Annotated in this window: 21 protein-coding genes and 1 tRNA gene; 13 read left to right on the top strand and 9 right to left on the bottom strand. The window is 63.4% G+C overall.

The features are described from left to right. Nucleotides 1-36: 36 nt before the first annotated feature. Together PSO31014_RS04720 and PSO31014_RS04725 are read right to left on the bottom strand one after the other, a co-directional pair. Complete coding sequence (locus tag PSO31014_RS04720) at nt 37-1,353, bottom strand: ABC transporter ATP-binding protein (RefSeq protein WP_150550564.1); 1,317 nt, start codon at nt 1,351-1,353, stop codon at nt 37-39. Nucleotides 1,354-1,363: 10 nt separating this feature from the next. Next, the gene (locus PSO31014_RS04725; protein WP_150550565.1) at nt 1,364-3,103 is read right to left on the bottom strand and encodes an ABC transporter permease; all 1,740 of its coding nucleotides are present in this window, start codon (nt 3,101-3,103) and stop codon (nt 1,364-1,366) included. Nucleotides 3,104-3,569: 466 nt separating this feature from the next. On the opposite strand from PSO31014_RS04725, the gene PSO31014_RS04730 reads away from it, so the two are divergent. Further along, nucleotides 3,570-5,171 (top strand): tetratricopeptide repeat protein, encoded by a 1,602-nt coding sequence (locus PSO31014_RS04730; protein WP_174976396.1) that lies wholly within the window; start codon nt 3,570-3,572, stop codon nt 5,169-5,171. On the opposite strand, the gene PSO31014_RS04735 is transcribed toward PSO31014_RS04730, so the two are convergent. Next, nucleotides 5,153-6,226, bottom strand: coding sequence for an AI-2E family transporter (locus tag PSO31014_RS04735; RefSeq protein WP_150550567.1), 1,074 nt, complete (start codon nt 6,224-6,226; stop codon nt 5,153-5,155). The genes PSO31014_RS04730 and PSO31014_RS04735 overlap by 19 nt on opposite strands. After that, nucleotides 6,213-7,178: a LysR family transcriptional regulator gene (locus PSO31014_RS04740; RefSeq protein WP_150550568.1), complete on the bottom strand. Its 966-nt coding sequence runs from the start codon at nt 7,176-7,178 to the stop codon at nt 6,213-6,215. The genes PSO31014_RS04735 and PSO31014_RS04740 overlap by 14 nt, the downstream gene beginning before the upstream one ends. 185 nt (nt 7,179-7,363) lie before the next feature. On the opposite strand from PSO31014_RS04740, the gene PSO31014_RS04745 reads away from it, so the two are divergent. Both PSO31014_RS04745 and PSO31014_RS04750 read left to right on the top strand, forming a co-directional pair. Next, nucleotides 7,364-8,143, top strand: a complete 780-nt coding sequence (locus tag PSO31014_RS04745) for a TerC family protein (protein WP_150550569.1) — start codon at nt 7,364-7,366, stop codon at nt 8,141-8,143. Nucleotides 8,144-8,316: 173 nt separating this feature from the next. After that, entirely contained in the window at nt 8,317-8,637 is a 321-nt protein-coding gene (locus tag PSO31014_RS04750) for a TFIIB-type zinc ribbon-containing protein (protein ID WP_150550570.1), read from the top strand. Nucleotides 8,638-8,750: 113 nt separating this feature from the next. Here the strand turns inward: PSO31014_RS04750 and PSO31014_RS04755 are convergent. From PSO31014_RS04755 to PSO31014_RS04770, 4 genes are all read right to left on the bottom strand, one after another. Continuing rightward, a tRNA-Met gene (locus tag PSO31014_RS04755) sits at nt 8,751-8,827 on the bottom strand. Nucleotides 8,828-9,007: 180 nt separating this feature from the next. Next, nucleotides 9,008-10,666 (bottom strand): MFS transporter, encoded by a 1,659-nt coding sequence (locus PSO31014_RS04760; protein WP_150550571.1) that lies wholly within the window; start codon nt 10,664-10,666, stop codon nt 9,008-9,010. 171 nt (nt 10,667-10,837) lie between these two features. Next, the gene (locus tag PSO31014_RS04765; RefSeq protein ID WP_150550572.1) at nt 10,838-12,481 is read right to left on the bottom strand and encodes a sensor histidine kinase; all 1,644 of its coding nucleotides are present in this window, start codon (nt 12,479-12,481) and stop codon (nt 10,838-10,840) included. A 50-nt stretch (nt 12,482-12,531) separates the two neighbouring features. After that, nucleotides 12,532-13,221: a response regulator transcription factor gene (locus PSO31014_RS04770; protein WP_150550573.1), complete on the bottom strand. Its 690-nt coding sequence runs from the start codon at nt 13,219-13,221 to the stop codon at nt 12,532-12,534. Nucleotides 13,222-13,423: 202 nt separating this feature from the next. Between PSO31014_RS04770 and recA the strand changes: the two genes are divergently transcribed. The 8 genes from recA (at nt 13,424) to PSO31014_RS04810 (ending at nt 21,994) form a co-directional block, all read left to right on the top strand. Then, nucleotides 13,424-14,488, top strand: a complete 1,065-nt coding sequence (gene recA / locus PSO31014_RS04775; RefSeq protein ID WP_150550574.1) for a recombinase RecA — start codon at nt 13,424-13,426, stop codon at nt 14,486-14,488. Between the two features lie 99 nt (nt 14,489-14,587). After that, nucleotides 14,588-15,133, top strand: coding sequence for a recombination regulator RecX (gene recX / locus PSO31014_RS04780; protein WP_150550575.1), 546 nt, complete (start codon nt 14,588-14,590; stop codon nt 15,131-15,133). A gap of 309 nt (nt 15,134-15,442) precedes the next feature. Continuing rightward, on the top strand, nt 15,443-16,129 hold the full coding sequence (locus tag PSO31014_RS04785) for a DUF2889 domain-containing protein (protein ID WP_150550839.1): 687 nt from the start codon (nt 15,443-15,445) through the stop codon (nt 16,127-16,129). Beyond that, nucleotides 16,126-17,292, top strand: coding sequence for an ADP-forming succinate--CoA ligase subunit beta (gene sucC, locus PSO31014_RS04790; protein ID WP_150550576.1), 1,167 nt, complete (start codon nt 16,126-16,128; stop codon nt 17,290-17,292). Before PSO31014_RS04785 ends, sucC begins: the two co-directional genes overlap by 4 nt. 82 nt (nt 17,293-17,374) lie before the next feature. After that, nucleotides 17,375-18,256 (top strand): succinate--CoA ligase subunit alpha, encoded by an 882-nt coding sequence (gene sucD, locus PSO31014_RS04795; protein WP_017232938.1) that lies wholly within the window; start codon nt 17,375-17,377, stop codon nt 18,254-18,256. 155 nt (nt 18,257-18,411) lie between these two features. Beyond that, on the top strand, nt 18,412-19,140 hold the full coding sequence (locus PSO31014_RS04800; protein ID WP_150550577.1) for a TerC family protein: 729 nt from the start codon (nt 18,412-18,414) through the stop codon (nt 19,138-19,140). A gap of 229 nt (nt 19,141-19,369) precedes the next feature. Then, on the top strand, nt 19,370-19,888 hold the full coding sequence (locus PSO31014_RS04805; protein ID WP_150550578.1) for a pilin: 519 nt from the start codon (nt 19,370-19,372) through the stop codon (nt 19,886-19,888). Nucleotides 19,889-20,197: 309 nt separating this feature from the next. Further along, nucleotides 20,198-21,994, top strand: a complete 1,797-nt coding sequence (locus tag PSO31014_RS04810) for a PglL family O-oligosaccharyltransferase (protein ID WP_150550579.1) — start codon at nt 20,198-20,200, stop codon at nt 21,992-21,994. Nucleotides 21,995-22,084: 90 nt separating this feature from the next. Here PSO31014_RS04810 and thiD read toward each other — a convergent pair whose 3' ends face one another. Then, nucleotides 22,085-22,927, bottom strand: a complete 843-nt coding sequence (gene thiD / locus PSO31014_RS04815; protein ID WP_150550840.1) for a bifunctional hydroxymethylpyrimidine kinase/phosphomethylpyrimidine kinase — start codon at nt 22,925-22,927, stop codon at nt 22,085-22,087. Between the two features lie 217 nt (nt 22,928-23,144). Between thiD and PSO31014_RS04820 the strand changes: the two genes are divergently transcribed. Together PSO31014_RS04820 and PSO31014_RS04825 are read left to right on the top strand one after the other, a co-directional pair. Further along, a complete protein-coding gene (locus PSO31014_RS04820; protein WP_006400971.1) occupies nt 23,145-23,315 on the top strand; it encodes a rubredoxin in 171 nt (56 codons plus the stop codon). A gap of 240 nt (nt 23,316-23,555) precedes the next feature. Then, nucleotides 23,556-24,944 (top strand): hypothetical protein, encoded by a 1,389-nt coding sequence (locus PSO31014_RS04825; RefSeq protein ID WP_150550580.1) that lies wholly within the window; start codon nt 23,556-23,558, stop codon nt 24,942-24,944. Nucleotides 24,945-24,957: the final 13 nt, after the last annotated feature.

A 24,957-nucleotide genomic window follows, 5' to 3' on the forward strand; every position in this document is an offset into this window, starting at 1 on the left:
GCGTGGGATTCCGGGCTGGACGTCGGCGGACGATGATCAGGTCGCGCCTTCCACGTCTTCCAGACTGAACGTCTCCGTGTGGTCGTTGTACGAGAAGATCTCGGCGTAACGTCCCCAGTTGATGGCGGTATCGAGCGTTTCCTGCGCGAGATCGTCCGACATCGAATCTTCCAGCTCCTGCTCGAAACGCACGCGCGGGGCGCGTTGCCCGCGGCGCTCCTGCAGCACGGCGCGAATCTTCGCGGCGAGCGGCACGTGACGCAGCAGATGCTCGGCGAACAGCACCTTGCGTTCCTGCGTGCTCACGTCCACGAAACGTTTGCCGGCGACGGTCAGCAGGATGTCGCCCTCCTTGAGTTCAGCGAAGCCCAAATGGTCGAGGATCTCGGCCACGGGGAAGAGGTCGTCGACCTCGAGCAGCAGCGTCTGTGCGATTTCGGGCAAGTCGGCGCGGCCGTTGTAGGGCGGGCCGGCCAGCGCTTCGAGCAGACCGGCCATCAGGTTGGTCGACACTTCGTGCAGCGGGCTCGACAACTCCAGCGTCATCTTCTGCGTGGTGTGCGCGTTGCGACGCGACGTCATCAGCGCATAAATGTCGTCGACCATCTTGCGGAAGGCCGGGTCGAGGCGGTTACGTCGATGTGGGAACGGTACCTTGATCTCGGCGACCACGCGCCCGGGATTCGACGACAGCACCAGAATCCGGTCGCACATGAACACGGCTTCTTCAATATTGTGCGTGACGATCAGGATCGACTTGATCGGCAACTGCCGCTGGCTCCACAGGTCAAGCAAGTCGGTACGCAGCGTCTCAGCGGTGAGCACGTCGAGCGCGGAAAACGGCTCGTCCATGAGCAGCAGCGTGGGATTGACCACGAGCGCGCGCGCGAAGCCCACCCGCTGGCGCATGCCGCCCGAGAGTTCGCGCGGATAGGCGTTCTCGAAGCCGTCCAGACCGATCAGATCGATGGCGGCGAGGGCACGGCGGCGACGTTCCTTCGGCTCGACGCCAAGCGCTTCCAGTCCGGCTTCCACGTTTTGCAGCACGGTCAGCCACGGAAACAGCGCGAAAGTCTGGAACACCATCGCCACCCCTTCGGGCGGCCCTTCGAGTGGTTGGCCGAGATAACGGATGTCGCCCGCGCTCGGCTGAATCAGGCCGGCGATGATACGCAGCAGCGTCGACTTGCCCGAGCCCGAGCGGCCGAGCAGGCCGACGATTTCGCCTTCGTGCAGTTGCAGATTCACACCGTCGAGCACTTGCCGCTCGTCGCTGCCCTTGCGGAAGCCTCGGCCGACGTTGGCGAGCGAGAAGATCTCTTTTCCGGCAATCAGTTGGGTATCGTTCGGCATCACGGTCCCTTTAATTCAGGCGAAGCTTGTTTTCAGCGATGGCGTACATCGGACGCCACAGCAAGCGGTTGAACAGTACGACGAACAGCGCCATCACGGCGATGCCCAGCAAAATGCGCGGATAGTCGCCCGCTTCCGTCATTTGCGCGATATAGGCACCCAAACCATGCGCGGCAACCTTGTCATTGCCCCACTGCACGTATTCCGAGACGATCGACGCGTTCCACGCACCGCCCGACGCCGTGATCGCGCCCGTCACGTAGTAGGGGAAGATACCCGGCAGCATGATCTGACGCCACCACTGCCAGCCGCGAATGCGGAAGTTGGTGGCGGCTTCCTTGAAGTCATTGGGAAACGCCGTCGCACCGGCGATGACGTTGAACAGGATGTACCACTGCGTGCCCAGCACGATGAGCGGCGAGAGCCAAATGTCCGGATTGGCGTGGAAATGGACGATGGCCACCACGAAGACCGGGAACAACAGGTTGGCCGGGAACGCGGCGAGGAACTGGGCAACCGGCTGGATGCGTTCGGCAAGCTTCGGGCGTAGCCCGATCAACACGCCCAGCGGCACCCACACTACTGAGGCGATGCCAATGAGCACCACCACGCGAACCAACGTGACCAGACCCAGGCCGAACACGCGCAGCACTTCGGAGACGCCGACTTCGGCCGTCACGAAGGCGTAGATCTTCCAGGCGGCGACCACGCCCAGCACCACCAGCAGCGCGGCCCACAGCCAGTCGATCACGCGCGAGAGCGGGGTTTTCGATTCGGAGTGCATCGCGGCGGGCAGCGAGAGCGGCATGCGTGCACGCGCGAGCGTGCGCAGCAGCTTGCCGAACGGGCGGAGCAGGAACTGAATCGCTCGTGTGCGTTGAATCAGGTTGAGCACCCACGACTCGGGCGCTGCCTGCGAGACGGTGTCTTCCAGACGGAATTTGTCGGACCAGGCGACCATCGGCCGAAACAGGAACTGGTCGTAGATCACGATGACGACGACCATCGCCAGAATCACCCAGCCCACGGCGTGCAGATCGCGCTGCACGATGGCCGTGGCGAGATACGCGCCGATGCCTGGCAGCGTGACCGTCTTGTCGCCCACGGTGATCGCCTCAGACGCCACCACGAAGAACCAGCCGCCCGACATGCTCATCATCATGTTCCAGATGAGGCCCGGCATCGAGTACGGTACGTCGAGTTTCCAGAACCGCTGCCACGGCGAGAGGCGCAGATTCACTGCCACTTCCGACAGGTCGCGCGGCTGGGTGCGCATCGACTGATAGAACGAAAACGTCATGTTCCACGCCTGGCTCGTGAAGATCGCGAAGATGGCGGCGCATTCGGCGCCGAGCACGCGTCCCGGGAACAGGGCGAGAAAGAAGGTGACCGTAAACGAAATGTAGCCCAGCACCGGCACCGACTGGAGGATGTCGAGCATCGGCACGAGCAGCTTCTCGGCCCGGCGACTCTTGGCGGCGAGCGTGCCGTAGACGAGCGTGAAGACGAGCGACGCGACCATCGCCGCGAGCATGCGCAGCGTGGTGCGCAAGGCATACTCGGGCAGGTTGGCCGGATCGAGCGAGATGACCTCGGTCTGCAGGTTGGCCAGCGGGGCCAACGTTTGACGAATGCCCGACGAGCTGACCATCAGGAAACCGATGATGATCGGGAACGCAATGAAATCCCAGCGGTTGGGCAGCAGGCGTCGCGCAGTGGCGGGGATGAACGGACGGGCTACGCGCGTCATCAAGACCTCGTGAGGATGAGGGGTCGGACGGATAACAGGATTCGGCGTCGACATGCAGCGCGGCAGCGACGTTGCGCGCATGCAGGGACGGCAGCGGATGCTACCAGATTGCCCCGAAAAAAGATGTGAAAGCGCGTGTCATCGGCTGGCAAACCAAATCTTCCAGGAGGGATTGTGGTTTTTATGTTGCACTGCGGGAAATCGGAGTTTCGATAGATGATACCCGAGGTGTGTGCGAAGACCGTTCGCGCCGACGCCACGATGCAAAATGAAGCCCGGAAGATGTGAACTTTATGAGCGTTGCGCGGACCAATTCCCGCGGCTTGCTTCGCGCCGTGCGGTCGTGTAGTGTGCACTGCTCGATCGGGCCACGGCGCCAGTGGCCGGTGGCGCAAGGCGCCCCCGGTTGTCGTGCGGCTTGCCGGCCCGTCTCCCTCTCATTCCAAGACAAGCAAGGATGCGCCGCATGACGACGCCATTAGACGCGCGTTGCGAGCGTGCACGACAACTGAGTGCCGCCGGCCGGCTCGACGAGGCGATCGCCGAGTTGCGCCAAGTACTGAAACAATCCCCCGAATTCCTGCCGGCCCTCGAGGGCCTCGCCTACGTCTCGTTGCGCACCAACGCCTTCGAGTCGGCTGCCGACGCCTTCGACCGCCTGATCGCGCTCGTGCCGCAACCGGGCGCGCAGGCGAGTTTCGACGCCGCGATGGCCAGCCTGCAGGCGGGGCGTCAGATGCGTGCCGAGGCGCTGTTCGATGCCACGGTGCAGCAGTCGCCGGACGTCATCGGCACGATGCACACCATTGGTCTGACCTGGGCGCAGGCGGGCGACAACGCGCGTGCGCTCGGCTGGTTCGAGCGCACGTCGGCCAAGGCGCCGGCGTTGTGGCAGGCGCATTTCAACCGTGGCCGCGCGCTCGGTGCTCTGGGCCGCTACGACGAAGAGATCGACGCGTACCGGCTGGCCAACGCCATCGCCCCGCAGCAACCCGATCCGCTGGTGAACCTGGGCGTGGCGCTGCGTGAGCGACACGCGTTCGATGAGGCATTGCAATGCTTGCGCGAGGCGGTGAAGCTCGCGCCGGACCATGCGGGCGCGCGCACCAACCGGGCGCAGACGAATCTGCTACTGGGCGACTTCGAGCATGGCTGGCACGACTATGAGTGGCGCTGGCAGGAAGGCGGTCAGCGGCGGCGCTTCAGCGACCGGCTCTGGGACGGTCGCGCGCCGCTCGCGGGCAAGACGGTGTTCGTCCATAGCGAACCGGGCCTGGGCAATACATTGCAGTTCGTGCGGTTTGTGCCGCGTCTGGTCGAAATGGGGGCGAACGTCGTGCTGTCGGTGCAAGCGCCGCTCGTCACGTTGCTGGGCGGCTTCGCGCGCGGGGTGACGGTGCTTGCCGAGCACATGCCGGTGCCGTCGTTCGACTGGCAGGTGCCGCTGCTCAGCCTGCCGCATCTATTGAAAGCGGGGGGCGATGTGGCAACCGCTTTGCCTTACGTGCGCTCGAGCGCAGGGCGGGAAATGATCTGGCGGTCGATGCTGGGCAAGCCGCCGGAAGGCGCGATGCGGGTGGGCTTCGTGTGGCGCACCGGGCCGTTTCCGCCGCATCGCGACGTGGCGCTTGCGCATTGGGCGCCGGTCTTCGGCGCCGACGCGCATTTCTACGCGTTGCAGGTCGATGTGACCGACGACGAGCGCGCCGAACTGGCCCGGTATGCCAATGTGCATGACATCGGCGCGAAGCTCAGCGATTTTGCCGAGACGGCGGCCGTCATGGCGCAGATGGATCTCGTGATCGCGGTGGACACGGCGGCGCTGCACTTGGCCGGAGCGCTGGGCAAACCGGTGTGGGGACTCGTTGGCTTCACGCCGGACTGGCGCTGGCAGTTATCGCGTCGGGACAGCGACTGGTATCGGTCGCTCACGCTTTATCGCCAGTCGCCGCGCGGCGACTGGGATGGGCTGATGGCGCAGGTCGGGTCCGATCTCGCTAGCCTCGTACAGGAAGCGCGGGCGGCAGTGCCGATGGATGCCCACGGATATCACCCGGCGTCGGCCTGATCGTTGTCGTCGTCGCGCAGGCGCGTGTAGATATTCCAGCTCGAGATGAACAGAGCGGCGATGAGCGGTCCGATCACGAAGCCCGTCAGGCCGAAGAGCGACATCCCGCCGAGGGTGGCGATCAGCACGACCCAGTCGGGCAGCTTCGTGTCCTTGCCCACGAGAATCGGACGCAGCACGTTGTCGACCAGGCTCACGATGGTGCCGCAGAACGCAAACAGCACCACGCCTTTCCAGACTTCCCCGGAGAGCAACAGCCAGGTCCCCACGGGCACCCACACGACGGCCGCGCCCACGGCGGGCAGTAGCGACAGGAAGGCCATCACCACGGCGGCGAGCACGTAGCCCTGGATGCCGAGCACTGCGAAGATGAAGCCGCCGAGCACGCCTTGCACCACGGCGACGGCGATGTTGCCCTTGACGGTGGCGCGCACGACCGTGGTGAACTGGCGGATCAGTTGGGTTTTGTGACGTTCTTCGAGCGGCAGGGCGCGTCGGACCATCGCGCCGAGCACCGTACCGTCGCGCAGCAGAAAGAACAGCAGGTAGAGCATTACGCCGAAGCTCACGAGCAGTTGCGCCGTGTTCTGACCGATGCTCACCAGATAGACCGCGACCAGGCGGCCGATTTGCGCGGCGCCGTCGCCTAGCTTTTGCTGGATCGCGTTGACGTCCTGTACACCGGCCAGATCCATTACCCGATGGACACTCGCGGGCATCCGGTCGAGCAATTGCTGGAAGGCTACCGTGAGTTGCGGAAGATCGGTTCGGAAGCGAACGAGTGCCGTGCTGATTTCCTGGGTCAGCATGCCGATGACGAGGGTGAGCGGCAGGATCACGATGACCAGGATCAGCGCCAGCGTGGCAAGGGCGGCCAGATTCGGCCGACCGCGCAGACGGGTGAGGATGCGGCGCTGCACTGGCTGGAACAGCACGGCGAGAATCGCCCCCCAGAAGATGGCGCCGAATAGCGGAAACAGAATCCACCCGAACACGATCGTTACGACGAACAGCATGAGGTGGAAGAACTTGCGCTGATCGCTACGACTCGACATGAGGTTTCCTCGCAGATGACGGCGGCGCAGACGGAGACGGCTCGCCAGTCGTTTTTATAGCAGAACCGGCCATCGGGCCGATTTCACGGATGATTTGCGCCACGAGCGGATGGCCTTCGCCACGTCGCGAGCGAATGGCGTGGATGTCCTCGAAGACGTCGGCGGGGCGGCCCAGCCAGCGCAGGCCGCGCAGCAGCGAGACGTCGCCCGCGCCCGCCTCGCTCAGTGGAAAGACGCCCATGCCGCGGGTGGCGAAGACGGCCATGAGCGCGCTGTCTTCGAATTCACCGACGATATTCGGGCGAATGCTCCGTGCCTCAAACCATTGATCGAGCCGGGCACGCAGCGCCGAGTGACCGGTTGGCAGCACGACGGGGAGGTCGGCCAGGCATTGAGGAAACGCGTCTCGCGCGGTCTGGCGTACCAGCGATGCCGGCCCATACCAGTCGACCGGCGACGCGACCAGACGTTCGCTCGAGAGTCGCAGCGTAGGGTTATACGGGGCGGGCTGGCTCGCGAGCACGAGGTCGAGCTTGTGCAGCGCAAGTTCGGCGAGCAACTGCTCGTGCTCACCTTCATGGCAGACGAGCCGCAGAGAGGGCGTGTCGAGCACCGGCGCGAGAATCGCGTGCGCGGCCAGTTTGGAGATACCGTCGGCCAGTCCGATGGCGAGCCTGGCCACACGGCCGCTGGCGGCCTCGCGGACATCGTCGGGGATCGACTGGCCGAGGCGAAAGATCTCTTCTGCGCGTCGAAACGCCGCCTGCCCGGGGTCGGTCATTGCGACACCGCGTCCGGCGGGCTTGAGCAACTGGTGGCCGAGTGATTTCTCGAGCTCGCGCACCTGGGCGCTGATCGTCTGCACGGCCATGTCGAGACGCTCCGCCGCGCGAGCAAAGCCCCCTTCCTTGACGACGACCCAAAAATAGTAAAGATGACGGTAGTTCAACATATCCAATAGGCTTCGGAAAAACCGAACTATTTTGAAGTATATAACTGGTTTTTGCGAAACATGAGTTCGGGGATGATGCTGTCCTGGACCCGCGCCTCGCGTTAGGTGGGGGATAACGAAGGGGCATGGCCGCTGTCGACTGGTGGCGAATGTTCCGATAACCCTAGGGAATCTCTGGCGCACATATGGACTATCTTCTTGCTTTGGCGGTTGACCCGGCGGTATGGGCGGCACTTGTCACGTTGGTGGTCATGGAAGTCGTGCTTGGCATCGACAACCTGATCTTCATCTCCATCCTGACCAACAAATTGCCGTTGTCGATGCGTGCGCGCGCGCAGCGTATGGGCATCGGTCTGGCGCTGGTCATGCGTCTGGCGCTGCTGGGTACGGTGGCATGGATCGCCAAGCTGACGACACCGCTCTTCGAGATGTTCGGTCACGGCTTTTCGTGGCGCGATCTGATTCTGATCTCCGGTGGCCTGTTCCTCGTGTGGAAGGCGACGAAGGAGATGCATCAGCATGTGGCGTCGGCCACGGACGATGTTGAACATGGCGAGGGCGCATCGACGGCGGGAACGATGGCGACGATCACCGCGCGTGCCGCCGTGGTTCAGATCCTGATGCTGGACCTCGTGTTCTCGATCGACAGCATCGTGACGGCCGTGGGCATGACCGAGCACATCCCGATCATGTTCGTTGCGGTGATTGCCGCTGTGACGGCAATGTTGTTCATGGCGGGGCCGCTCTCGCGATTCATCGAGGCGAATCCGACGGTCGTGATGCTGGCGCTGGGCTTCCTGCTCGTGATCGGCATGACGTTGATCGCGGAAGGCTTCGGGTCACATATCCCGAAGGGTTACATCTACGCGGCGATGGCATTCTCGGCCTTCGTGGAGGGGCTGAACATGTTGACGCGTCGTGCCAAGGCGCGCCGTAAGGCAGAGCAGGGGCGCGTGCTCCACTAAGCGGTGCGGTAACGAAAGCGTAAGTGAGGCGGCGGCGGTCACCACCGCCGCCGCTTTTTTTGTCTGGACGCTTCGGTTTTTACGAACGTGGATGAACGGAAAAGCAGGTTTTTCCGTGGTGCGACAGCCGATACATTGAGGGCGTTGTCTCATTTACGTGATGGAGCGAAACGATGAAATGTCCTGTATGCGGTACCCCGGATTTGCTGATGGCGGAGCGTCAGGGAGTGGAGATCGATTATTGCCCGAGCTGTCGTGGTGTGTGGCTCGATCGTGGGGAGCTGGACAAGCTGATCGAGCGGACGGAGGGTGGTGGGGCGAGGTCGGCACCTGCGGTGCACGACGGCGATGATCAAGGGAGTCGTCGCGCCTCCCAAGCGCCTCGGCGCGATCATGCACATCGCGATAGATCTCGTGGGGACGATGACCGAAGTCGCGAGTACGACCGGCCACGCAAGAAGAAGTCGCTGTTCGAGATGTTCGACTTTGACTGACGCCGGCGGGTAACTGACGTTTGTGCCCTTTGGCGTAGGCTGCGAAACGCCAGCAGCGCTTTTGTGCAACCGCCAAAAAAAACGGCTCCCATCGCTGGGAGCCGTTTTAAATTTGGTGGCGAATCAGGGACTCGAACCCCGGACCTGCGGATTATGATTCCGTCGCTCTAACCAACTGAGCTAATTCGCCGTAGAAGAAAGAGTATAGGTAAGCCCCCATGGGCTGTCAACATATTTTTTCTGGGTGACGCGAATAATGGTCACCGCCGCTCATCCCGCCTCGCCGCCCCGGGTTCCAGAAACGACAACGCCGAGACCCGAAGGCCGCGGCGTTGTCGATCCGTTTCAACCTGTCGGGCAGGTCACCCCATCAATCGTTGGCGTAGATATCGACGTCCTTGGTTTCCTTGATGAAGAGCATGCCGATCACAAAGGTCGCCAGGGCGATGATGATCGGGTACCACAGGCCGGAGTAAATGTCGCCCTTGGCGGCCACGATCGCGAACGCCGTGGCCGGCAGGAAGCCGCCGAACCAGCCGTTACCGATGTGATACGGCAGCGACATCGACGTGTAGCGAATGCGCGTCGGGAACATTTCCACCAACATCGCGGCAATCGGCCCGTACACCATCGTCACGAAGATCACCAGAATCGTGAGCAGCACCACGACCATCGGCTTGTTCATCTGCGCCGAGTCAGCCTTCGGCGGATACCCGTCGGCCTTGAGCGTACCGGACATGTCCGCCTCGAACGCGGCGGTCTTTTCCTTCGCATCCGCCGCCTTGCCATCGACCGACGAAATCACCTTGTCGCCGATCTTCACCGTGGTCATCGTGCCCGCCGGCGCCGCTTGGTTCTCATAGTTCAGGCCGGAACGCGACAGGTAGCTCTTGGCGATGTCGCACGAACTCGTGAACTTCGACGTGCCCACCGGGTTGAACTGGAACGAGCACTCGTTCGGATCGGCGATCACCGTGATCGGCGAGCGAGCGGTTGCGGCCTCCAGGGCCGGGTTGGCGTAGTGCGTGAGTGCCTTGAAGATCGGGAAGTACAGCAGTGCGGCGATCAGACAGCCCGCCATGATGATCGGCTTGCGCCCGATCTTGTCCGAGAGTGCGCCGAAGAACACAAAGAACGGACTGCCAATGAGCAAGGCCAACGCGATCATGATGTTCGCGGTATTGCCGTCGACCTTGAGCACCTGCGTCATGAAGAACAGTGCATAGAACTGACCCGTGTACCACACGACCGCCTGACCGGCCGTCAGGCCGACGAGCGCCAGGATCACGATCTTCAGGTTCTTCCACTCACCGAACGACTCCCTGAGCGGCGCCTTCGAGGCCTTGCCCTCGGCCTTCATGCGCTGGAACGCCGGCGATTCGCTCAGTTGCATGCGGATCCACAGCGACACCAGCAACAGCAGGAGCGACAGAACGAACGGCACGCGCCAGCCCCAGTTGGCAAACGCCTCTTCGCCAATCACCGTGCGGGTGCCAAGAATCACCAGCAGCGAGAGGAAGAGACCCAGCGTGGCGGTCGTCTGAATCCACGACGTGTAGAAACCGCGACGGCCATGCGGTGCGTGTTCGGCAACGTACGTGGCGGCACCACCGTATTCGCCACCGAGGGCCAGACCTTGCAACAAACGCATGGCGATGAAGATCACCGGGGCGGCGATCCCCCACGACGCGTAGCCCGGCAGCAAACCGACAACCAACGTCGACAGCCCCATCAGCGTGATGGTCACGAGGAACGTGTACTTGCGACCGACCAGGTCTCCGATGCGGCCGAACACGATGGCGCCGAACGGACGCACCGCGAAGCCCGCAGCGAATGACAATAACGTGAAAATGAAAGCGGCCGTCGGGTTGATCCCCGAGAAGAACTGCCGGCTGATGAAAACGGCCAACGACCCGGCCAGGTAGAAGTCGTACCATTCGAACACCGTGCCCAGCGACGACGCGAAGATGACCTTCCTTTCTTCGGCGGTCATCGGCGCATGGGAGGTGGCTGTCGTTGTAGTAGCCATGCGGTTGTCTCCTGTAATGTAAGCACGCCCCTGGGTCGTGCCCGGGCCGCTGCCACTGATTATTGGAGGACAACCTTACCGACGTCTGACGCCAAACTGACTCGAAGCTTACGTTGCTAGGGACTTACCCTCGACTTTGGCCTGAAATTGAACGTATTTCGCGTGAATTCGTCACGCATGCGGGTTTTCGATAGGCGCGTCGGCGAGGGGGAACGTGACACGAATGAGCGTGCCAGTTGCTTCGGGGTGCTGCGCGTCGACATGGTCGAGCACGCTTACGTCGCCCCGGTGGATCTGCACGATCTCGCGCACGATGGCCAGACCAAGTCCGCTGCCGTCGCTGTCGCTGCCGAGAATGCGATAGAAGCGCTCGAACACGCGCGGACGCTCCGATGCCGGAATGCCCGGTCCGGTGTCTTCGACTTCGAGATGAACGAAGCCGTCGGACGCCTCGTGGCGCAGACGTACCGTCACCTTGCCGCCCGGCGGCGTATAACGGATCGCGTTATCGATCAGGTTGTTGAGCAATTCGCGAAGCATCACCGGCTGCCCCGATAGATGCACCGAAAACGGCGGCTCCTCGAAGCCCAGATCGATCCGCTTGGCGAAGGCGGCCTGGAACCAGTCCTGCATGGCGCTCCGGGCAAGCACGCTGAGGTTGACCGGTGTGAAAGCGGCGGCGTCGTTCGCACTGTTCTCCGCGCGGGCCAGCGCCAGCAACTGGTTGACGAGGCGCGCCGCCTGCTCGGAACTCACGGCGATCTGCGACAGTGAACGGCGTAATTCGTCGGGAGAGGTCTGGCGCAAGGCGAGTTCGGCCTGCATGCGCAGCCCCGCGAGCGGCGTTTTGAGCTGATGCGCGGCGTCGGCGATGAAACGTTGTTGGAGTTTCATGTTCTGCTCCAGCCGACCGAGCAGATCGTTCAGCGAACCCACGAGCGGCGCAATCTCCGGCGGCGCCTGGCTCGCTTCGAGGGGCGACAGATCGTCGGGACGCCGGGCGCGGATGTGTTCCTGCAACGCATGCAGAGGCGCGAGGCCGCGCGACAGGCCGAACCACACGAGCACGATGGCCAGCGGCAGAATCACGAACTGCGGCAGGATCACGCCCTTGATGATTTCGTTCGCCAGTTGGCTGCGCTTGTCGAGCGTCTCCGCAACTTGCACGAGCGCCATGCTGCCGGCGGGCATCATGCGCGGCAAGTCGACGTAGGTGAACGCCACGCGGATATCGTTGCCGCCCACGGTCTCGTCGCGAAACTGTACGACGCCCGGTTGCGGACGGTCGTCTTCGTGCGGCAGCGGCAGGTCGGGCGTGCCACCGACGAGTTCGCCCTTCGCCCCGAGCACCTGGAAGTACACGTTGTCGGTGGCGTCGGCGCGCAGCAGATCGCGTGCGGGCATGGGCAGCGTCAGCGTGACTTGGCCGCGGTCCGAATGGACTTGCTGGGCGAGAACGTAAGCGTTGGTCTCGAGCGCCCGGTCGAAGGGGCCGTTGGCAATCGATTTCGCGACGAGGTACGTCACGGCAATGCTCATCGGCCAAAGCAGCAACAGCGGCGCGAGCATCCAGTCGAGAATTTCGCCGAAGAGCGAGCGCGGTGGCGGCTCAGCCTCGTGCTCGAGCGGCGCGCCGAAGCCGGGACGTACGAACGGATCGGCGTACGGGTCGAGCCGGTCGAACGGATCGTCGGCGTCGGGCGGCGAGGGAGTGTGACGTCGTGAGGGCGCGCCCTCAGGGGATGAGGGCGAATGCAACGACGCGTCCGGATCCGCAGGCGTGGCGCGATGATGGTGGCGAAAGCTCAGACGCATCGGACGGAAAGGCTAAAGAGGCTGGGACGGCCGCGGCCGCATTCGACGGACTATGCCGCATTGGCAGGCGCGGCGGCCGGCTTCTCCAGACAATACCCCAACCCGCGGATCGTGGCGATGCGCACGCCACTCGGCTCGATCTTTTTGCGCAGCCGGTGCATGTACACCTCGATGGCGTTGTTGCTCACCTCTTCGCCCCAGCCGCACAGGTGGTCGACGAGCTGCTCCTTGGAGACGAGCCGGCCCGTACGCAACAGCAGGACTTCGAGCAATTCGAGTTCGCGGGCGGACAGGTCGAGCATCTGCTCATGAATATAGGCGGTGCGCCCGACCTGATCGAAGCTGAGCGGGCCGTGACGGATAACCGTCGAGCCGCCGCCCGCGCCGCGCCGGGTCAGCGCCCGCACGCGCGCTTCGAGTTCGGCCAGCGCGAACGGCTTGGCCATATAGTCGTCGGCACCGAGATCGAGCCCCTTGACGCGGGCGTCGACGCTGTCCGATGCGGTCAGGATCAGCACGGGCAGATGAGAATTGCGTGCCCGCAACCGGCGCAGGACTTCGTGACCGGGCAGGCGGGGCAGGCCGAGGTCGAGAATCAGCAGGTCGAACGTCTGGGCGCAGAGTGCGGAATCGGCTTCGAGCCCCGTCTTGACGTGATCGACGGCATAGCCTCCCTGGCGCAGCGAGCGGGTCAGGGCGTCGGCCAGAATGCTGTCATCCTCTGCGATGAGAATTCGCATGGGCGTGATAGGCTCGTATAGGCACCGTCGCCTGACGGCTGCGGTGTGTCTCCTGTGATGTTGCGGCGCGTGGTTCGCGGCTTTTTTTGTCGTTTCGGCGCTTTCGGACAACAGGCACTTGCAAACAGCACTGGTTTTTTATACAGTACTGGCATTCACGCCTCACCCGAGCCGTCTCGCTCATCATATCAAAGGACGATTCATGGAAGAAAGCAAGAAAGGGTCTGCCAATCTGTCGGCCGAGAAAGGCAAGGCGCTGGCCGCCGCCCTCGCGCAGATCGAAAAGCAATTCGGCAAGGGCTCGATCATGCGTCTGGGCGACAGCGAGGTCGAAGCGGACATCCAGGTCGTCTCGACTGGCTCGCTGGGTCTGGACATCGCGCTGGGCGTGGGGGGCTTGCCACGCGGGCGCGTGATCGAAATCTACGGTCCGGAATCGTCGGGCAAGACCACGCTCACGCTGCAAGTCGTGGCGGAAATGCAGAAGGTCGGTGGCACCTGCGCGTTTATCGACGCCGAGCACGCCCTCGATGTCGGGTACGCCAACAAACTGGGCGTTTCGGTGCCGGAACTGCTGATTTCGCAGCCGGATACGGGCGAACAGGCCCTCGAAATCGCCGACGCACTGGTGCGCTCGGGTTCGATCGACCTCATCGTCATCGACTCGGTGGCGGCGTTGGTGCCGAAGGCCGAAATCGAAGGGGAAATGGGCGATTCGCTGCCGGGTCTGCAGGCCCGTCTGATGTCCCAGGCCCTGCGCAAGCTGACCGGTACCATCAAGCGCACGAACTGCACGGTGATCTTCATCAACCAGATTCGGATGAAGATCGGTGTGATGTTCGGTAACCCGGAAACGACGACGGGCGGTAACGCACTGAAGTTCTACTCGTCGGTGCGTCTGGACATTCGCCGGATCGGCTCGATCAAGAAGGGTGACGAGGTCGTCGGCAATGAAACCCGCGTCAAGGTCGTCAAGAACAAGGTGTCGCCGCCGTTCCGCGAAGCGATTTTCGACATCCTTTACGGTCAGGGGATTTCGCGCGAAGGCGAAATCATCGATTTGGGTGTGAACGCGAAGATCGTCGAGAAGGCTGGCGCCTGGTACAGCTACAACGGCGAGAAGATCGGTCAGGGCAAGGACAACGCGCGTGAGTTCCTGCGCGAAAATCCGGATATCGCCCACGAGATCGAAAATAAGGTGCGCGCATCGCTCGGCGTCACGGCAATCAACGAGACCGGCGTGATCGAAGCAGACGACGAGGCCTGAGTACCTCCCACCTGTTCCGGAGCGGCAACGCGAAGCCAGTCGGCGCCGCGTTGCCGTTTTGCTTTCCGGCCCCCGCTTTGATGGCACCACGATGACGTCATGATCACTCGCCGTCCTCCCCGAGATCCGAACGCGCCACCCCCTCCGCCGGGTGACGCCGCCGTTGCGGTCAAGCCGTCGCGCAAACCCGTGCTGAGCCTCAAGGCGCGCGCGATGTCTTATCTCGCGCGTCGCGAATACAGCCGAGCCGAGCTGCGTCGCAAGCTTGCGCCGTTTGCCGATGCCGACGATCCCGAGGCGCTCGATCGCCTGCTCGACAGTCTTGAGCAGGAGCGTTGGCTGTCCAATGAACGATTTGCGCAAAGCGTCGTGCATCGACGTGCGTCGCGCATGGGCACGACGCGTATCGTCAACGAACTCAAGCAGCACCAGGTCGACGCCGAAACCGTAACGGCCCTCGCGACACAACTGCGCGAAACGGAACTCGCCCGCGCCCGCGCCGTATGGCAGAAGAAGTTCGGCGAGATCGCCACGACGCCCGAGGCGCGCGCCAAGCAGATGCGTTTTCTTGCCTCGCGCGGGTTCTCGCGTACCGTTATCAGCAAAATCGTGTGGGGTGCCGACGAATACTCGGACGACTTTTGACGCGACATCCATCATTTTCCTGATGGATGCCGCGCCATTCATCGGGGAAGGGCGGGTGACGCCCGTGGGCTCGCAACCCGCATGAATACTGGCGTGACATGGCGAGGTATCTCGCGTGTCGCGTCATGCCACAGTTATCGCGATATGGCGTTGCACCATACGCCCATCGCTCGCCGAGTTTTGATAATCCGACCAATGGGTCGGGTAATTCAACCTTATGCGGCGGGCTTCTGTTGCGCTGCGGCAATCGCCCTCGCTGCCTATGCTAGAATTCAGATCTTTCCGCGTTCATGCATTGCACACTCTCGCATGCCGCTCTCTGAGCCTGCCTCTCGTACCCTGCGTCACCGCCGCGCGATCGCTGTCGAAGCGTTTTCCCGCGACGATGGCCTATGGGACATCGAAGCCTGTCTAACCGATCACAAGGATCGGGATTTTGCATTGGCAACGGGGCTTCGCAAGGAGGGCACGCCGATTCACTCGCTATGGCTGCGTCTGACGATCGACGAGCGTTTCGAGGTGCATGACGTCGAGGCCGTCTCCGACTGGGTGCCTTATCCCGGCATTTGTGACCAGATTGGCCCAGACTACCGTCAGTTGATCGGACTTAACCTGCGACGCGGGTTCCGCCATGCGGTGCGCGAGCGCCTCGGCGGCGCGGCGGGTTGTACCCATCTGACCGAACTTTGCAGTGTCCTGCCCACGGCAGCGATTCAGGCCTTCGCCGGCGAGGTGATCCCCACCCCCGACACGGCGCTCAAGGCCGCCCAGGAGGCCGATGCTTCGGCACCTCCTTTCCAACTCGGACATTGTCACGCCCTGCGGTTTGATGGCGAGGCGGTGCGCCGGTTTTACCCGCGCTGGTTCAACGGCCGCGCAAACGATCGAGCGAACGAGCCCACGACGCCCGCCACAACCGAAGCGGTGCGCGATGGTGCCTCGACTCGACAGCTCGAACCCAAACTTCCAACTCAGCAAGAAGGGAATCACGCATGAAGATTCATGAGTATCAAGGCAAGGAAATCCTCCGAAAATTCGGAGTCGCGGTACCCCGCGGCATTCCGGCGTTTTCCGTGGACGAGGCCGTGAAGGCAGCCGAAGAACTCGGCGGTCCGGTTTGGGTGGTCAAGGCCCAGATTCACGCAGGCGGTCGCGGTAAGGGCGGCGGCGTGAAGGTTGCCAAGTCGATCGAGCAAGTGCGCGAATACGCCGGCCAGATCCTCGGCATGCAACTGATCACGCACCAGACCGGACCGGAAGGTCAGAAGGTCAACCGCCTGCTGATCGAAGACGGCGCCGACATCAAGAACGAACTCTACGTCAGCCTCGTGGTCGACCGCATCACGCAGAAGATCGTGCTGATGGGTTCGAGCGAAGGCGGCATGGACATCGAAGAAGTCGCCGAAACGCATCCGGAACTGATCCACAAGGTCATCGTTGAGCCGTCCGTCGGTCTGACCGACGCGCAAGCCGACGATCTGGCCAAGAAGATCGGCGTTCCCGACGCTTCGATCGCCCAAGCCCGCACGATCCTGCAAGGTCTGTACAAGGCATTCTGGGAAACCGATGCGTCGCTGGCCGAAATCAACCCGTTGAACGTGAGCAGCAATGGCACGGTCACCGCGCTGGACGCCAAGTTCAACTTCGATTCGAACGCCCTGTTCCGTCACCCGGAAATCGTCGCTTACCGCGATCTGGATGAAGAAGATCCGGCAGAAGTCGAAGCCTCGAAGTTCGATCTGGCCTACATCTCGCTCGACGGCAACATCGGTTGCCTGGTGAACGGCGCCGGTCTGGCCATGGCCACGATGGACACCATCAAGCTGTTTGGCGGCGAGCCGGCGAACTTCCTGGACGTGGGCGGTGGCGCCACGACCGAGAAGGTCACCGAAGCGTTCAAGATCATGCTGAAGAACCCGAACCTGACCGCCATTCTGGTCAACATCTTCGGCGGCATCATGCGTTGCGACGTGATCGCCGAAGGCGTGATCGCAGCCTCGAAGGCCGTCTCGCTGAAGGTACCGCTGGTCGTGCGCATGAAGGGCACGAACGAAGACCTGGGCAAGAAGATGCTCGCCGAATCGGGTCTGCCGATCATTTCTGCGGACAGCATGGAAGAAGCTGCCCAGAAGGTTGTCGCGGCTGCCGCAGGCAAGTAACCAGAACAGTCGAAGCCGCAGCGGCGCGGCCCCAAAGGGGTGTGCGAACGCTGCCCGGCAACCGGATGAAGGAAATCAAGCAATGTCGATTCTGATCAACAAAGATACAAAGGTCATCACCCAAGGTATCACTGGCAAGACCGGCCAGTTCCATACCCGCATGTGCCGCGAATACGCGAATGGCAAGAACGCGTTCGTCGCCGGCGTGAACCCGAAGAAGGCCGGCGAAGACTTCGAAGGCATTCCCATTTTCGGTTCGGTCAAGGACGCGAAAGCGCAGACCGGCGCGACCGTGTCGGTGATCTACGTGCCGCCCGCAGGCGCGGCCGCCGCGATCTGGGAAGCCGTTGAAGCCGATCTGGACCTGGCGATCTGTATCACGGAAGGGATCCCCGTTCGTGACATGATCGAAGTGAAGGACCGTATGCGTCGCGAAGGTCGCAAGACCCTGCTGCTCGGCCCGAACTGCCCGGGCGTGATCACGCCGGACGAACTGAAGATCGGCATCATGCCGGGTCACATCCACAAGAAGGGTCGCATTGGCGTGGTGTCGCGCTCGGGTACCCTGACGTATGAAGCCGTGGGCCAACTGACCGCGCTGGGCCTGGGCCAATCGACCGCTGTCGGTATCGGTGGCGATCCGATCAATGGTCTGAAGCACATCGACGTCATGCAAATGTTCAACGACGATCCGGATACGGACGCCGTGATCATGATCGGTGAAATCGGCGGTCCGGACGAAGCCATGGCGGCCGAGTGGATCAAGGGCAACATGAAGAAGCCGGTCGTCGGCTTCATCGCGGGCGTAACGGCGCCCCCGGGCAAGCGCATGGGCCACGCCGGCGCGCTGATCTCGGGCGGTGCCGATACGGCTGAAGCCAAGCTGGAAATCATGGACGCCTGTGGTATCAAGGTGACCAAGAACCCGTCGGAAATGGGCCGTCTGCTCAAGTCGGTGCTGTAATTCCCGTCGGACGACCGGTTCGTGCGCGCCGGAACTGGCGCGCGCGAACGAGGTCATGAAAAGGGAGCCCGGGACATCGGGCTCCCTTTTTTGCTATGGCGTTTCACAAGCCATTCGTTTCCATCGTTGCATTTGTTCCTGAGGATATCCCCGCCATGCTTGCGTTTTTTGCCGAGCTGAACTGGGCTGCGGTCCTGCAGATCATCATGATCGACATCCTGCTGGGTGGCGACAATGCCGTGGTGATCGCGCTCGCCTGCCGCAACTTGCCGGCCAAGCAACGTTTGCAGGGCGTCGTGTGGGGCACCATCGGCGCCATCGTGCTGCGCGTGATCCTGATCGCGTTCGCCGTGACGTTGCTCGCGGTGCCCTATCTCAAGGCAGTGGGTGGCGCGTTGCTGCTTTGGATCGGGGTCAAGCTGCTGGTGCCCGACCATGAGGCCCACGATAGCGTAAAGCCGGCCGACAAGCTCTGGACGGCCGTCAAGACCATCATCATCGCCGACCTGGTGATGAGCATCGACAACGTCATCGCCATTGCCGGCGCGGCGGAAGGGGCCGCCAAAGACCATCAATTGCCGCTCGTCGTCTTTGGTCTGCTCGTGAGCATTCCGCTGATCGTCTGGGGCTCGCAACTGGTGCTCAAGGCCCTGGACCGGTTCCCGTTCATCGTGATGGCCGGGGCGGCGTTGCTCGGCTGGATTGCGGGCGGCCTGATCGCGTCGGATCCGGGCATTGGCGACTGGCTGCATCTGCCTGGCGCGGCGGCCGAATATTCACATTACGTGGCCGCTGCGATCGGCGCACTGCTCGTGGTGGTGGTGGGGCGGGTGCTCAAGCGTCGGGCCGATGCACGTCAAATGCGTGCAACCTCTTCGGAATGATCGGGTCCATTTCCGGGACCGACGTCGTCGGTCCAAGGGGGTTTTTCCAGGCGCCTCGTTCCTGTTCGGACGAATCGTCCCGCCGCTGAATAGGACGATTCTCCTCACCCATACGGCCCTGCCCGATTTTGATCTACGGCAGGGCGCTGGCCGAGGGGGGTATGGCATACTCCGCCCACTTCCCCCCGATGTCCTTTTTGTTTTCATTGCTTTCGCAGGGAGTTACACAATGCGTCGTTTCGGCCACCGGACCCCCGGTATTGCCAAGTCCCGGGGTTTCACCCTGATCGAGTTGATGATCGTGTTGGCGATCATCGGTGTGTTGGTCATGGCAGGGGTCCCGTATCTGCAGAGTTATCTGGTGCGTGCACGTGTAGTCGAAGGGCTGGGGGCCGCGGCGTCCGCCAAGGCACTCGTGAGCGAGAACGCCATGCACGGCGCGCCGTTCAACAGCGGTTGGCAAGCGCCGAGCGCGACCGACAACGTGAACGCGGTGAGTATCGATGCCGTGACCGGCAACGTGACGGTCGCCTATACGCAACGTGCAGGCGATGGCGCCCTTGTGCTGGTGCCGACGAGCGCCGCTGCCGATGGCTCGCCCAAGGCGCTGACGGTCGGCAAGGCCCCCGAAGGCCAGATCGTCTGGACGTGTTACGCCCAAGGCCGCGAAGGAGCCCCGAATGGTGCGACGCTGCCGGGCAAGCTGGCGCCGCCGGAGTGCCGTGCGGCGGCGGTCACCGGCAAGTAGGGCTGAGGCCGGTGCTCTGGCGGCCGGATTGCGTCGAGCCGTACTGGCGCGACATCCATGCAACGTCGGCACAACGTCTGCCGACGCGGGCCCAGCGCGTACGTAACGTCGACCTTGCGTTGATATAGCGGCGACCTGGCGTTGACGCACCGGCGGCGCAACCTTGACGTGCCCCCGCGTGGCCTGCCGAGATGGCGGATTTGTCGACGGCGCAGTGATATGCGTCCGCGGTGAAATGGCTGCCCCTGGGGCAGCCATTTTTCGTTATGCTTGCGCATCTTCCAACGGGTGCATTGCACGGCGGCGATCTTGTTTCCTCCTCTGCTTCTCTCAATGATCGGGCTCACGCTGGCCCTGATCTGGGCCTTGCCCTATAACCTCGTCAAGCACACGTATCCGATTTCCACCTTCTACGCGGAAGCGCTGACGTTCTCGCTGTTCGCGTTGCTGGGTGCGCTCTCGATGATCGCCGTGTGGCAACGCGACGCACGCGCGCTACGCATGCCTCGCGTCACCTGGATGCCGCTCGCTTTTGTGGCGGTCATCCTCGTGCAGCGTGCCACGATGTCGACCCAGCTGCCGCAACTGATGATGACTGCGCTGCTCTACGGCGTGGCGATGATCGTGGCCGTGAATGCGGGGTTCTGGCTGGTACAACTTGGGTGGCGCGACGTGCTCGCGCGATGGAGTGCGATGGCGCTCACGCTGGGTGGGCTGTACGCCGTGGGCGCGCAGGTCCTGCAGGCGTTTCATCTGGAAGCCGACGTGCCCTGGCTGGTGGCCAAGTACTCCGTGACGGTCGCGCGCCGACTGTTCGGCAATATGTATCAGCCGAATCACCTGGCAACGTATTTGTCGCTCGCCAGCGCGGGGGCGTTCTATCTCTGGTATCAGCGCAAGCTGCCCGCCTGGCTGTGGCTTGTGGTGTGTGCGGCATTCGACATCGGTATCTGTCTGACCGGCTCGCGTACACCGTGGCTCCAACTGGCGCTGTTGTCGGCGTTTGGCGTGTGGCTCGTGTGGATGGCGCGTGCCGAGACGGCACGCAACATGCGCCGGTCGACGCGCTGGTTCGTGCCCGTTGCCATCCTTCCGTTGCTCGCGCTGATGACGATGTTCGTCGGATGGGCGAATGTTGCCTGGGGACTGCAGCTCGACGGCAGTGCCGTGGCCCGCATGCAGCAGGCCGGTCAAGTGGCGGGGCGCTTGAACCTGTGGGAGTACGGTCTGGCAATCTTCCGCGAGCATTGGTGGTTCGGCGCGGGCTGGTCGAACTACATCGACGCGCAGTTTGCCTTGGTCGACAAGCTCGGCCCGGTTGAGATGGCCGACAACGCCCATAACGTGCTGCTCGATTTGCTCGCGAAGACCGGCATTATCGGTGCGCTGGCGGTACTCGCGCCGCTGGCGTTCTGGTTCGCGCGCGCGGTGCGCGACATCAAGACGGCGTCTGTCGCGCTCGCCTTCGTTCTGCTCGGCATGCTCGCGGTGCACGCAATGCTGGAGTATCCGCAGCACTACGCATTCTTCCTCTTGCCCGCGCTGTTCCTGCTCGGTTTGTGCGAGACAAAGGCGATCGATAGTGTGTCACCCACTGCCGTCGGTGCCATCAATGGTGTGATCGTGCTGTTTGCATGCGTGGCGATTCCTTGGCTCTACCACGACTACCAACGCGTCGAAGTGGCTTATCGCGCAGGCAAGATCGAAGCCTATCGTACGGATCCAGCGCTCTTCTTCGCGCCGTATGGTGACTATGCGGTCACAGGGGCGTTGTTCCTGAATCGCGATCAGCTCGACGAGAAGCTGGCGGCGCATCGTGAAGCGCTGGCGCTGGGTGCCGGGCCGACCATGATCAAGCGTTATATCGTGCTGCTCGCCCTCGCAGGGCGCGACGATGAAGCGCTCGAAGACATTCAGCGCCTGAAGAATTACAACTCGGCGATTTTCGATGGGCAGTACGCTGCGCTCGTTCGGATGTTGCGCGAGCAGGGCGACACGCTGAAGCCGTTCGTCAAGCGGGTCATCGAGGCGTGGGGTCGGCCGAAGGGCGAGGCGGACGAAGACGCGCGCGTTCCGCCGCAAGCGACGACGTCATCAATGTCATAAGGACAGTGGCGAGCATGCCCATGAAAACCAACGCCCGTGAAATTCACGGGCGTTGTGTTTTTGCGGCGCCGTCGAACATCGAATCACGGCTCAAGCCTTGGGGGTGTCGCCTTCTTCCTCTTGATCGTTCTCGTCGCTACGCGCCCAGAAGAAACGGTCGGGGAAATGGCGTCCCATGCCCGGGCGGAATGCGTTCTCCAGGACCTGCTGCAGATACTCTTGCGCTTCACTGACGGCTTCTGGCACGGCGAGGCCGTTGGCGAGCATCGCGGTGACGGCGGCCGCCAACGTGTCGATGGCGCCGGCGACGTTGTGCGGCGGCCGGTCCCAGGCGTCCTCGCGCACCACGCCACCGTCGGTGTAGAGCGTGTGCGTGAATTGCGGTGCGTTGTTGTCGCTCACCAGGATGAACTCGCAGCCGTTTTCCAACAGGATGGCAACCGCGTCGTCGAGGGAAAGGTTTTCGTTCTCCGTGACGGTCTGTGCCAGCGCGATGGCATTGGCCGGGCTCACGACGAGCACGCTGGCCTGTGGAACGAGCAGACTGGCCGTGGCCTCGCGCAACTCGTCGGCCGAGAGCAGGTGCTCGCCGGCCAGGCCGAAGTCGGGCGCCACCACGAGCGGCGTCTCGTCGTAATCGGCCACGATCTCGGCAATGGCCGCGACGTTCTCGGCGTTGACAGCGCTTCCGACCTTGAAGGCGGCGACCGGCATGTCTTCGAGCAGCATGCGCGCCTGATCGACGACCCAGTCCGGGTCGACCGGCTGGACGTCGTTGCACGTGCGCGAGTCCTGGGAGGAGTAGCCGGTGAGCACCGACACGCCGTAGCCGCCCATGCTCGCGAAGGTAAGCAGGTCAGCCTGGACACCCGTTGCCGAAGTCGGGTCGGAGAGTCCGAAGGTCAGGAGAATGGGAGGGGATTCAGTGTGCATGGAGGCAAGATAGACGGCGATCTGGTCACGCCTTGGGTTCGTTGGTACCATCACGCCTTAAATGCCCGTTTCGGAGCGCTGGAAAGCGTCGTGGGCAGCGCCCGCCGAGCAACGAATGCCCCGGCAGGTTCCCACTCCACCGTGCGACATCTTTGTCGGCGGGGCCCGAAGCGGTTGACAAAGCCATTGTAACGGAACGCTCGTCGCCGAAGAAAGCATGGAATACAAGAGCTGGATGTGCCTCATTTGCGGTTGGATTTACGACGAAGAGGCAGGTTTGCCCGATGAGGGCATTGCGCCCGGCACGCGCTGGGAAGACGTGCCCATCAATTGGACCTGCCCGGAGTGCGGCGCGCGCAAGGAAGATTTCGAGATGGTGCAGATTTGAGGACGGGCGGCCCCGCCGCCGTTGGTTCCTCGCGGTCCTTGCGCGTCCGCCGCGTCCGCCGCGCTTGTCGCGCGCTCCGATGCAACTGATGCCTTCGATGCGTCTGATGTACCCGATCGCCGATACGCCGTCGGTACGGCATGGCGCTCGACGATCTGCCCGGCCCACGGCCGGGACGGTGACGCAGCGGACTTCCCGCCCGAATTCACGAAGACCGGCCGCATGGCCAGGAGATGGCCTATGGTGACGCCGCAAACGCCTTCCGACACCACCATCAATACCGCCGAGACGTCGGCGCGCGAGACGCGCGACACGCCCTTGTGGCGTTTGCCCGAAGTGGCAGACGCGCTGACCGAGGCGTCCGACGCCTGGTCGAACGGTCCGGCGGCCTCGCTCGGCCCGCTGCGACGGGCCAACCGTCTGCTCCAGTCGAGCGGCCACGCCGATTGGGCGCTGCAGGGCGAGCGCCTTGTGCAGGCGATCGCCGAAGCGGCCTATGGGCAGCCGGCCAGCCAGGACACCCAGCGCAATGCCCTGCGTCAGTTCGAGCGCGACATCTGGCAGGCGGGGACGGCGTCTGGTTCGGCTCCCGTGGCGCCCGACGATGCCCCTCGCGCTTCCGAGAACTTGCCCGGCGCGCCGTCGCTGGGTGAGCTTCGTATGGCAGGCTGGGCGGTCGCGCACCCGCGCCTGGACGGTCTGCCTGTGGGCACGGCACCGTTGCGAGCCGACGTCGAGCGTGTGCTGTTACGCCTGCTGCGTCCTGATGCGCAGGCGACCGACACCACGGCGGCGCTGAGCCAACTGGCCGATCTCGCGGCCGATCTTCATCGAGCGGGCGCGACAGCACCGCTCGACTACTGGCGTCTGGCCGCCGCATGGTTGCGGCTTGCCCGTGCGCCGTTGAGTCTGGCCGACAAGCGCCAGATCGGCCGGATGAATATGGCGTTGCGCAAGCAACTGACGCGTGCTGTTGTGCCGGAGGGCGGGGCACCTGCCGCAACCGCTCCCTCTGCCACGGCGGGGGCCGGCGCAAAGAGCGCAAACGAGGCCGTTCCCGGCCACGATCTGCTCGAAGCGCTCGCCACGTGGCATGCACAAGCCCCGGATCGCTGGCTGGGCGCGCTGCTGACCGATTTCGGCGTACTGCGTCATGCTGGTCATCTGCCCGAGCCGCTGGTCGATGCCGCACAGGTCGGGCAGAAGCAGGGTACGGGAAGCAGTTCGCGCGATTGGCTGCGCATTGGGCCGCTGGCGGTACGGCAGGACGTCTGCCAGACGTTCCTCAGCCTGGCGGACGAGGCGCTGCCCAATCTGAACGATCCGGCGGTGGCCGCGAAGGTGGCGCAATACTCGGCAGGCATCGGGCTGGCACCGGTCGCGCGGCTCGCGGCGGCGGTGGCGGCCACCGGCGAGCGGCTTGCCGCCTCGCCGCCCGCGGAACCAGGGGGGCCAGCGGCGCTGGCGATGACGGTCAAGGCGTTGCGCGGCATGCTGCATCAGTTTGCCGCCGATACGTATCCGGAGTCGCGGCCCGACCTGATCGCGGAAATGGCGATGTGGCGCGAGCGTGCGCTGGACGCCAGCGTATTCGGACAGCGGCTCGTCACCGGGCGCGACGTTCCGTGATAAAGTCGGCGCA

The organism is Pandoraea soli (genome assembly GCF_902459595.1).
GTDB lineage: Bacteria > Pseudomonadota > Gammaproteobacteria > Burkholderiales > Burkholderiaceae > Pandoraea > Pandoraea cepalis.